Genomic DNA, 10,261 nt, shown 5'->3' with positions numbered 1-10,261 from the left:
CTTCCTGCGCACGAATACAGCCGGCAAAATAACGGAAATGGTCAATAGCCAGCGGAATATCGGCAGCCAGCGTTTCACGGATCGGTTTGCCGTTATCCCAGGTTTCTGCCACTGCCAGCAGTTCCAGATTTTGTTCCAGACGATCGGCAATTTTCAACAGAATATTGGAGCGGGTGGTCGGCGATGCTCTGTTCCATTGTTCTTTGGCTTTGTGCGCTGCATCCAGGGCCAATTCAATGTCTTCTACAGAAGAACGCGGAACCTTGGTAAAGACTTTGCCATCTACCGGAGAGATGTTGTCAAAGTATTCACCTTTGACCGGAGCGACCCATTCGCCGCCAATAAAATTCTCGTATTGTGCTTTAAAATGAACTTTTGAATCAGGTTGATTAGGATCGACGTAACGCATATTTATTTCCTTTGCTTATTTTCGTATGGCAAAACCGCTTCTACAGCTTTGGTATAAGGTACTTCTGCACCTTATTTGATTAATATAACTGGTATAAGGTTGGAAAAAGGTTGGGGCTAGCATGTTCACGATATTTTCATCCATTTTAAAAAAATAACGATTACAGCGGATGTAAATCATGAATTGTTGTGAGAATAAGGAATGATGACAAAACAAGATTTGATGGAAAAAAGGCACAATACTGATCAGCTTCGGCAAAACAGCAGTTTGTCTCCCTTACATGCAGAACAGCTGGGACAGAGTATTGCCAGCTCCTGGCAACGTTCATCCTCGGCTGAAATCCCGAAGAATCGTTTAGCAGCACCGCTGACGGATTTAAAAAAGACCACTTCTTCCTCAACTTTAGCCCAAGCCCTGCAACATTGTGCTCAGGATTTAAAACATATTGCCGAGCAATCTTCTATGGTGCTGGCGGTCGGAGATATCGGCAGCACCATCATTTGGGCAGCTTCTAGCCCACAAATGCAAAGTGCCGCAGAAAGTGTACATTTTATTGAAGGTGGGCAATGGCGCGAAGAGCTAGTCGGAACCAATGCATTGGCATTATCCTTAAAAACTCAACAATCCAGCTGTGTCTTTTCCAGTGAACATTACATGTCCTCCATTCATGATTGGGTTTGTTACGCTGCCCCGATTATTGATCCCTATTCAAAACAGGTCTTAGGTGTCATTGATCTGTCGACTACCTGGCCAAAGCATAACAGTTTAGCACTACTAGCTGCGGAGCGCTGTGCTACGATCATCCAGTCGGCTCTACTAGAATGCCAGAAGCAGCGCCTGTTTATTCGAGCTTTTTCAGTACCTCAAGTGCTGTTTAATGGCAAGATGTTGGTTCTGACTCCTCGACAGATTGAAATTCTGACCATTCTAGCCTTATGTCCGCAGGGTCTGAGTCTAGATACATTGCATCAAGCCTTATATGGCGAGCGCAAGGTCAGTATGGGTACTTTAAAAGCAGAAATGTCACAATTACGCGATTTATTAGGTGGTATGCTGGGTTCCAGACCCTATCGTTTATTGGCGCATGTAGAGGCTGATTTTTTAATGACAGAGCAATCTTTAGATGCTGGGTATATCGATTCAGCCTTGAAATTATGTACCGGCGTATTTCTGGCCAAAACAGAAAGTCCATTTCTATGCGCTTGGAGAGATTGTCTGGAATCACGCCTGAGCGATGCCATTTTCAAGGCTAATGAAACCGATGTCTTGCTGAAACATGTGGCACATTTTCCTGAAGCGATTGATGCTGTAGAACGCCTGATTGAACTGATGCCCAAAAACCATCCCGTTCATCAGACTCTGTTAAAATATAAAAATCTTTAAAGCTGATGTAACTGTCGGTACAAAGCTAAACAGTTAAAATAGGAATATTCTGGAATATTAAGTATTATCCTTGCTTACTGTGGGTTTGCTTATTAATTTAGACTGAACCTGATCCTAAAATTTTTATCAGTGGCTACCCAGTTTGACCAGCCGCTTGATGGGATGCTCTTCATCAAAATCAGCTACGCTCACCTTCATGTCATTTGAAGGACGCGCAGTTTATTCCTCAGAGATTAAATATGATATTAAGATCATACGACGGGAAATTTTTTCTGGCTGGGACGGGCTAAAAAAATCGTGGCATTTTTCTACCATGGGATTAATGTCGATATTCATAATGAAGGGGACTTCATAAAAAAGAAACACCCCCCGCTTTTATCCTCTTATGAAGGCAAAAGGATCAGCCAGGAACAGGAAAATGCATGTCTGCTCTTGGCACACTTCCTCAGGAAATGAAACAGGGGCTGTTAAAAATGTAAGTCAGATGCTTGGAGAGAAGACTTACATTGAGGCACTACATCGCCGCTTTAAAAATATCTACCACTTGGGCATGGCTGGCTTTACGTGGATTGGTCAGCATGCAGGCATCTTTTTGTGCATTTTCCGCCATGATGGCCAAGTCAGCTTCTTTTACATTCAATTCCGTCAGCCCAGATGGAATACCAATTGAAGCCGAAAGCTGACGAATGGCGCCAATCGCTTCATAAGCTGCTTCAGTTACGGTTAAGCCTTCTGTATTCACCCCCATCAATTGGGCAATTTTGGCATAACGTTCAGGACAAGCAATCAGGTTAAATTCACAAACATGGGGGAGCAGAATTGCATTACAAACACCATGCGGCAAGTTGTAGAAGCCTCCGAGCTGATGTGCCATCGCATGCACATATCCTAAAGAGGCGTTATTAAAGGCCATTCCGGCAAGATATTGAGCATAGCTCATGGCATCCCGTGCTTCTAGATTATCCCCATTCGCCACTGCGGGACTGAGCCATTCACTGATCATGGTGATCGCCTTTTCTGCACAGGCATCAGTGATGGGATTAGCAGCCGTAGATACATAGGCCTCAACCGCATGTGTCAGAGCATCCATCCCTGTTGCCGCAGTCAGGCCGGCAGGTTTGGCCAACATCAGTTTAGGGTCATCAATTGCAATGAGTGGTGTGCAACGCCAATCTACAATCGCCATTTTCACATGGGTATCGGTATTGGTAATGATACAGAAACGTGTCATCTCCGAAGCCGTCCCTGCCGTGGTATTGATTGCAATCAGTGGTGTCATCGGAACGGTACTTTTATCAATCCCTTCATAATCACGGATATGTCCGCCACCTGCAGTGACCAGACCGATGCCTTTGGCACAGTCATGTGATGAGCCCCCACCTAACGATACAATAAAATCACAGGCATTTTCATTATAAGCTTCAACTCCATGATGCACGTTAATATCAGTTGGATTGGGTTCCGCACCTGGGAAAATATAACTGTCAACACCTGCCTCTTTCAAATAATCTGCAATATCATCTGCAACACCAAATTTAAACAGGCCAGCATCAGTTACAATCAGTGCTTTCTTGGCGCCTAAATTTTGTGCTTTTATCCCGATTTCTTTAGCACAGCCCGGACCAAAAAGTGAAACGCAGGGAATATAAAAACCGTTAGTTTGATCTGCAATATTTTTAAAAGCCATGGGGTGATTCCTTCTACCATTGATTGATTATTTTATCGGTGACCCTCACCGTAATATGAGTATTGGATGAAGCTAAAAAGAATCCTACCTACCAAATACCTACCAATTTAAATTTCTGATTCTAGCCAAAATAATGCATTTGAGGTATTTAAAAGCAGATTGGCAAGGTTTAGCAGATACTGGGTAGATTGGTTTAATAAAGGGCGTGTGAATAGCACACTAGGCTGTTTGCTACTTTCTGATTTTAAATAAATACTAAAATGCTTTATTCATTTTTAAGATAAAGATAAACAGTACAGGGCTTAGAAATACCCATAAAGCCACAAAGCTAATACTGTAGCTAAACTGGGTACGTAATAAAAACATCGCGACGAATAAGAAAATACCCGCAGTGAATTTAGTGTACGTAGGAAAATTCGCTAAAAAAGCGTACCGAGATTTTCGGGTTTTTAGGATCTGCTTTGCACTTACCGCATAAAAACCAAAACAGCTTAGCCATAAAAGCCCCATGATTGCGATCCATATCATATGGAAGACTCCTGCTGTACGGCTTTCAGTTTGGTCTGGATTTTCTTAATAGCCTTTTGCTGAATGGGCGTAATTTTCTGGTGTAACAATAGGGCAAGCAGTGCCAAGGTCCATAACATCAGATCAATACGCAAAAAAGGCCAATAAGTCGCAAAAGAATCAACATATTGCTGGGAAACTAAATAATAAATATCAATCAGGGGAATTATAAAGGCAGCACAAATCAGAAGTTTAAGCTGCATTCTCCATATATCTTGCTGTGGGGTTACACATGCCAGGATAAAACTGCCAAGCCAGATAGAGAAAAAACTATAAATTTCATAATTTGGTGCACCTACAGGAATACTGATAAAACGATTCGCATAGAGATATCCCAGCATGGCAAGCGGCAAGCCAATAATTATGGTGATATTCAAGCGGTTCACTAAATAGTGTCCGAGATGAAACCGCACTGATTTTTTCTGCATCTGGCGTTTCAGGCTCCACAGCAGCAATCCGGATGCAATCATTGCGCAGCCTAATATGCCGGAGAAAAATAACCCTAAACGTAAAACAGGTTCGGCAAAACGTGCCATATGTAAACCATACATGCTGGCATTTAGTGTGGCAATTGCACTTTCATTTCGTGTATTTTCAAGCAATTTTCCGGTAGCAGCATTTAAAATAAGCTGTGCCTGATTTCGTGTAATGGAATGATCTTTGAGCTGAGTTAAGGTTATGTGTGCCAGCTGGGTATTGGGCTGCTTGACCGTGATATTGTCAAATTCCGCATATCCCCAGTGTTGCTGTGCCGTGGTGATAAAATGTTGAATTGGCAGCATCTGGGTTTTCACAGGAACTGAGTGGGTGGCTGATGTATTGATTGTGCGAATTTCTTCAAAATATTGAAAGGGATTGTCTGGATAAAGTTTTTTCATACCGGAAGGCAGCACGATATAAAAGAAAATCGCCAACCCGGTAAATGTCATGGTCAAAAAGAACGGCAGGGCAATCACTGAACTGACATTATGAAAATCCAGATAAGAGCGCTGTCCTTTAAAGGCTCTTAGGGTAAAAAAGTCTGTCAGGATTTTTTTATGGGTAATGATTCCTGAAATCAGAGTCAATAACATGATAAAGGCAGCAATCGTCACAATCAGCCGACCAATGGTGTAGGGCATACCATAGAGCTGAAAATGAAAATTATAGAAAAAATCTCCCCCTTGTGTGGCTGAAAGCTGTAATTCTTTTCCTGTCGAAGCATTCAGGGTTTTGACTTCATAGCCACCATCCGCTTTTTGCCAGTAGACTTTATTCACCGGTGAGTCTTGATTGGCGACTCCGATATACCAGTTTTGGGCGTCCGGTGCATGCTGCTGTAAATAGCTGTAAGCAGATTTTAAGGCAGTTTCCTGATTGACTTGCATTGTGGCAAATTCAGGCTGCATCCATAGACTGATTTCATGTCGGTAATAGGTGACCGCGCCTGTTAAAAAGATCGCAAAGAGTAACCAGCCAAAGCTTAAACCCAGCCATGAATGTAAACATGCCATGGATTGACGGACAGATTTATGCATGGTTTAACCTATGAAGCGGGAGAAGAGAAATAAAATAAGTAAAGGAATCAGGCTATAGATAGAAAGCTTTTTTAAACTTTGGATACAGAAGATTCCAATCACAAAACAAACATAAAAAATCAGGGCAGTAAATGCAGCCAAATAGACAGACTCAGCTTTAGGCAGAAAAGCCTGTAGAAAGTAAGCCAGATCGAGTGCGATTAAATAACTGCACAAGTAGCCAATGCCAAAGGTCATGCCTAAGCGATAGAGAATGGCAAGTGGCTGCACTACAACAGACATCATATTTGGCCTTGAATAAATCTATACTGATGAAAATCTAAAAACTTAATAAACAAAACTTAAAGTCGTTACCAGATACTGTTTTTTATAGGCCTGCTGATTCAATTTTCCTGCCTTGTCTGCTTCTTTGCCAACTTCAATGACATATTGACCTTTCCATGGCGTGGCGATCGTAATCTGGCCTTGGCCGTTGGTGGTGTATTTTTTTAGCCAGAATTGCGGGGAAAAGACTGTGACTTCAACATCCGCAGCAGCTTTACCCTGATACAGTACCGTAAATGTATTGCTGTTGATCTGGGTCGGGACAATATCTAGTTCTGACTCTGCTTTCAAGTTTTGTCTGCCGGATTTGGCATGATAGCTCAACAATGATTCTCCATAGATCAATTCATGACTGAGCTGGACATCTGTCTGGCCTTGGGTCGCATAAAGCAAATGATCTTGTTGCATTTGAGGACTAAAGCTTTTTCTAGACTGAACGGCCTTTGCTTGATTAAAAGACTTCAAGGCACCTTGCTGCGTTTCTTTAAGCTGTTCACTATATTCACCAAAGAACGCATGAGTCTGCTGATTTGTGCCACGTTCCAGCCAAAGCATATGCGCCTGAGCTGAAAGTGTCATAGACAGTCCGAGGGTCAGAGCGATCATTTTTTTCATTTGTTTTACCTGTTTTTGTGTATGTAGTGATGATTTAGCCCTGAACATGTCGTCAAGGCTAAGTTTGAAAATCAGTATTTAAATTTCACAGCAACGCTGTAATTTGCTGGTGCACCATAAAAACCTTGCTGATTCGGGAAATTGAACAGATATTTTTCATTGGTCAGGTTATTACCATTGGCTTGCAAGGTCATATGCTCATTCAGCTCATAGCTGGCCATTAAGTTCACGAGCGCATAAGCATCCTGCTCAATGATTCCAGCTTTCTGGGTAATCACTCCATTGGCGGTTGCTTCAGGCACATCTAGATAGGTCTGATCTTGCCACTGCACACCAAGGCCCAGTTTCAGTTTTGGAAGTTGCGGCACCTGATAGGTAGTTAAAAGATTAAAAGACTGGGTTGGATTGAAGGTACGCGCATCACCGCCATTGATCAGATCTTTCAGGCTAAACTGGGTATAACCAAAGCTTAAGTTAAAATGGTCGGTCAGTTGTCCCGCCAAGCCAAACTCGTAGCCTTGGGAACGCAGGTCACTGACCTGAGTTGTGCGTAAAGTCGGAATACCATCAGAATCACGAAGCGGATAATTACTTTGCTCCGTTCTGAACACAGCCATGGTGGCGGTAAGCTTGTCATCTAGCCAAGAACCTTTGACTCCGACTTCATAGCTTTCACCTTCGATCGGTTTGTTAATGCTGCCATCATCTGCTCTGGTGGTTTGCGGACGGAAAATCGAGGTATAACTCAGATAGCCTGTATATTCAGGGCTAAAGTTATAGGTCAGACCGGCATAGGGTAAAACTTTATCTTCATCATAAATGGTGTCGGTCCCATAACTGCTACCACTGCTTTCAGCCTGAACATAGTTCGCACCTAAAAGCAGTTTCAGATCATCATTCAGATGCAGTCGGGTCGCAGCATAAAGGCTCTGGTTCTTCTGCCGGATATGCATTTCACCACTGGTTTTCGACATATCCCAGCTTGGTTCTTCGGGTGTAAAACTGGCTAAATCTGTGGTCAGCGGATTGACAAAGCTGCCAGCATAACCCAATTCATCCAGACGATTTTTGGCCCAGACATAGCCCAATGAGGCTTCATGGCGTTGTCCCCAAAGCGGATAGGTGCCGCTAAAACTCAGGCTGGCTTGTTGTTCTTTATTGTCATCAATATACATGCCTGGGTAGAGGAAGATGCCTGAAGTGCCATTTGCGCCAGGTTTGCCGGACAGAAACAAGAGCTTTGAATCGCGTTGTGTACGTTTTTCATCATAGGTCAGTTTGGCTGTCCAGTCGCCACCCAGTTTTTGTTCAAGCTCGGCAAAGTAACTTTTAATATTGCTATCCCAGTGCGCCCAGCTTGGACTGTAATTATAATTCCGTGAGTAACTGAGCTGCTCGCCTTCAGTATTGATCAGTGGATTAGAACCCCAATTGACACCATTCGGCTTGTGATTGGTTTCAGTATAGCCAGCAGTCAATAGAGTTGTGTCAGTAATATCTGCCTCCACAACAGCACCTATGCCGTTCTTTTCTAGTTCATAACGATCCAGATAACTGTCACCAGTCTGTTGATAACCAAATACACGGCCTCTGACTTTTCCATCCTGGGTGAGAGGAGAAGATACATCTGCTTCATAGCGCTGGGTATTCCATGAGCCGTAACTGGCATTCAAGGCTGCCTGAAGTTCCTGAGTAGGGCGTTTGCGAATCATGTTAATAGTTGCGCCGGGATCGCCAATTCCATTATTTAAGGCATTCGCGCCTTTGACCACTTCGATACGGTCAAACAAAAAACTGTCTGAATTATCATTATTATAATTATAGCCTTCGAGTGGAATACCAACGCCATCGACTAAAACATTTGAAATCTCGAAACCTCGGGCAAGGTAGGAGGTCCGTTCCGTTTCCTGATTGCTGACGATAATGCCAGGGGTATTGCGCAGTACGTCCCGGGTATTATCCAAGGCAAAGTCATCCAGTTGCTGGCGGGTAAGGACATTGACTGTTTGCGGCGTTTCCTTAAGTGGAATATTCAGTTTTGAGGCGGTTGACGAGTTTTGGATGATATAGGCTTTACTCTGTTCAGAGCTGAGCTCACTCTGTTCTGATTCCGCTGTAACGGTAATCGTCGGTAATTGCTGAGTATCATCGGCAAAACTTTGTTGTGTAACTAAAATCGAAAAACTGAGTAAAGATAGTTTAAATGATGAAGGAACGGTAGAAGACATTTTGGCTAATGTAAATGATAATAATTATCACTAATGTTATTATTTAATATATCTTAAAGCAATCTCAACATAACAGGAAATATGAATGAAAAATGGGTTAATGATAGGTAAATTTCCAAATAAAACTTTAATGTAAGGATAGGGAGCAATAAATATCACTATTAAAAAGATGTTATTACCTTACCTTTGTGCTCCTGAACGGCTTTGCTGCAATAATACATAACACTTTGATTTTATTATATTTATTTTTTATTAAAGTTTTATAAGACCCTTAAAAATCAGTATCTTGAAAAATATTTATGCAATAAAGCCACGAAGAGATAAAGCTTATCCTGTGCTGTTTGCATCTCAGCGATGTCGATATGAAAGTAACAATTGAAGCGCTTCCTGACAGGGCGATCACCTTGTACCTTAGGCAGTCATGAAATACCATGCCGCTGCAAGCAGCGGTATAACGACGAGCGTGTCAGATAAGGAATACTCGGCTGCAATGCATAAAGGCAATCGTCTAGCGGCAACAAAGTGCGTTTTTGAAAAGCAACAATTGCCGCCTCATCTTCAGGCGATAACACGCTTGAGCGAGGATTCTTTGGCCCGGTTGTAAGATCATCTACTGAAGTACGTTTCTTCCATTTTGCGACGGTTTTTTGATTGATGCGGTAACGCTTGGCTAGCGTTCTTAAGCTCTCTTGACTATTTTGTATTGCTCGACGCACTGTCTATGTCGTTGTGACGCTGCTGTGTAGAACTTGTCCCATAGTGCTTCCTTTCATTTCTCTAAGAATGTTGCACCATTAAAATCTGGGACTAAACATCTAGCTAGAAAGTTCCACAGTTTGAAATTAAACGTCGATAAGCCAAAAAAAAGCACAAGCTACCGATCATTCCAAGATAGAGCAGTTTAGGCAAGATCAGTGTTGTAGGCACACCCATCTGATTGAGTTGAATAAACGTCTGCACAATTTGGGTAGAGGGCAGGATTTCGCCAACGACTTGCATCCAGGTGGGCATGGCAGCATGCGGCCAGGCCGCACCAGATAAAAAGAACAGTGGAATAGAAGTGAATACAATAACATGCCCCGCACGTTCCGGCAGATCCAGAAAACTGGCAAATAGGCAGGTCATGCCAATTATCGTGTAGATAAAAACCGCAACAGCCAGTAGCATCCCGAGCAGGTTGCCACCACGTGGATAATCAAATAGCCAGAAGCTAAAGCCGAATAAATAGAAACATCCCAGACAACCAATGGTGAAGACCGCTAAACACATCCCAATCAATGCATTTGTGTTTAATTCTATTTTTCTTTCCCGATATACCAAAATCAGCATACTCAAACCCAAAAGAATGGTTTGGTGGATAATTAAAGGTGCAACCGCAGGAAAGACATAGCTGCCATAGCCGGACAGCGGATTAAATAAAGGAATTTGATGCACAGAAAGAGCAGGTGAAAAATCCGAGACCTTGCTAAAGCGTTCAGTATAGTCTGCCAAAGTTTGCTCAACTGATGTAGCTAAGCCCAGACCAATTTGT

The 10,261-nt window shown here is 42.7% G+C and carries 9 protein-coding genes and 1 pseudogene; 1 reads left to right on the top strand and 9 read right to left on the bottom strand.

Annotation, left to right across the window (positions count from 1 at the left end):
- Positions 1-409: aldehyde dehydrogenase family protein (locus tag NI468_RS15385; protein WP_253102535.1), on the bottom strand; the 409-nt coding region annotated here is incomplete at its 3' end.
- A 201-nt stretch (positions 410-610) separates the two neighbouring features.
- Between NI468_RS15385 and NI468_RS15380 the strand changes: the two genes are divergently transcribed.
- On the top strand, positions 611-1,792 hold the full coding sequence (locus tag NI468_RS15380) for a helix-turn-helix domain-containing protein (protein ID WP_004647792.1): 1,182 nt from the start codon (positions 611-613) through the stop codon (positions 1,790-1,792).
- Positions 1,793-2,306: 514 nt separating this feature from the next.
- Here the strand turns inward: NI468_RS15380 and mdh are convergent.
- The 8 genes and pseudogenes from mdh to NI468_RS15340 form a co-directional block, all read right to left on the bottom strand.
- Entirely contained in the window at positions 2,307-3,479 is a 1,173-nt protein-coding gene (mdh, locus tag NI468_RS15375) for an iron-dependent methanol dehydrogenase (RefSeq protein ID WP_004733137.1), read from the bottom strand.
- Between the two features lie 255 nt (positions 3,480-3,734).
- Positions 3,735-4,007, bottom strand: a complete 273-nt coding sequence (locus NI468_RS15370; RefSeq protein WP_004733136.1) for a hypothetical protein — start codon at positions 4,005-4,007, stop codon at positions 3,735-3,737.
- Complete coding sequence (locus NI468_RS15365; RefSeq protein ID WP_004733135.1) at positions 4,004-5,563, bottom strand: PepSY-associated TM helix domain-containing protein; 1,560 nt, start codon at positions 5,561-5,563, stop codon at positions 4,004-4,006. The genes NI468_RS15370 and NI468_RS15365 overlap by 4 nt, the downstream gene beginning before the upstream one ends.
- A gap of 3 nt (positions 5,564-5,566) precedes the next feature.
- Positions 5,567-5,848 (bottom strand): hypothetical protein, encoded by a 282-nt coding sequence (locus tag NI468_RS15360; protein WP_004281957.1) that lies wholly within the window; start codon positions 5,846-5,848, stop codon positions 5,567-5,569.
- A gap of 42 nt (positions 5,849-5,890) precedes the next feature.
- Positions 5,891-6,502, bottom strand: a complete 612-nt coding sequence (locus tag NI468_RS15355) for a DUF4198 domain-containing protein (protein ID WP_004733134.1) — start codon at positions 6,500-6,502, stop codon at positions 5,891-5,893.
- A gap of 71 nt (positions 6,503-6,573) precedes the next feature.
- Positions 6,574-8,730 (bottom strand): TonB-dependent siderophore receptor, encoded by a 2,157-nt coding sequence (locus tag NI468_RS15350; RefSeq protein ID WP_004733133.1) that lies wholly within the window; start codon positions 8,728-8,730, stop codon positions 6,574-6,576.
- 305 nt (positions 8,731-9,035) lie between these two features.
- Positions 9,036-9,446, bottom strand: a pseudogene (locus tag NI468_RS15345) (transposase family protein); the annotation flags it as partial.
- A gap of 103 nt (positions 9,447-9,549) precedes the next feature.
- The coding region (locus NI468_RS15340) for an ABC transporter permease (protein WP_253102533.1) at positions 9,550-10,261 on the bottom strand (712 nt) is incomplete at its 5' end.

Source organism: Acinetobacter lwoffii, from assembly GCF_024129355.1.
Classification (GTDB): Bacteria; Pseudomonadota; Gammaproteobacteria; order Pseudomonadales; family Moraxellaceae; genus Acinetobacter; species Acinetobacter lwoffii_I.
Note: the sequence above shows the minus strand (reverse complement) of the source record. Positions and strands in the feature narration are given on the sequence as shown.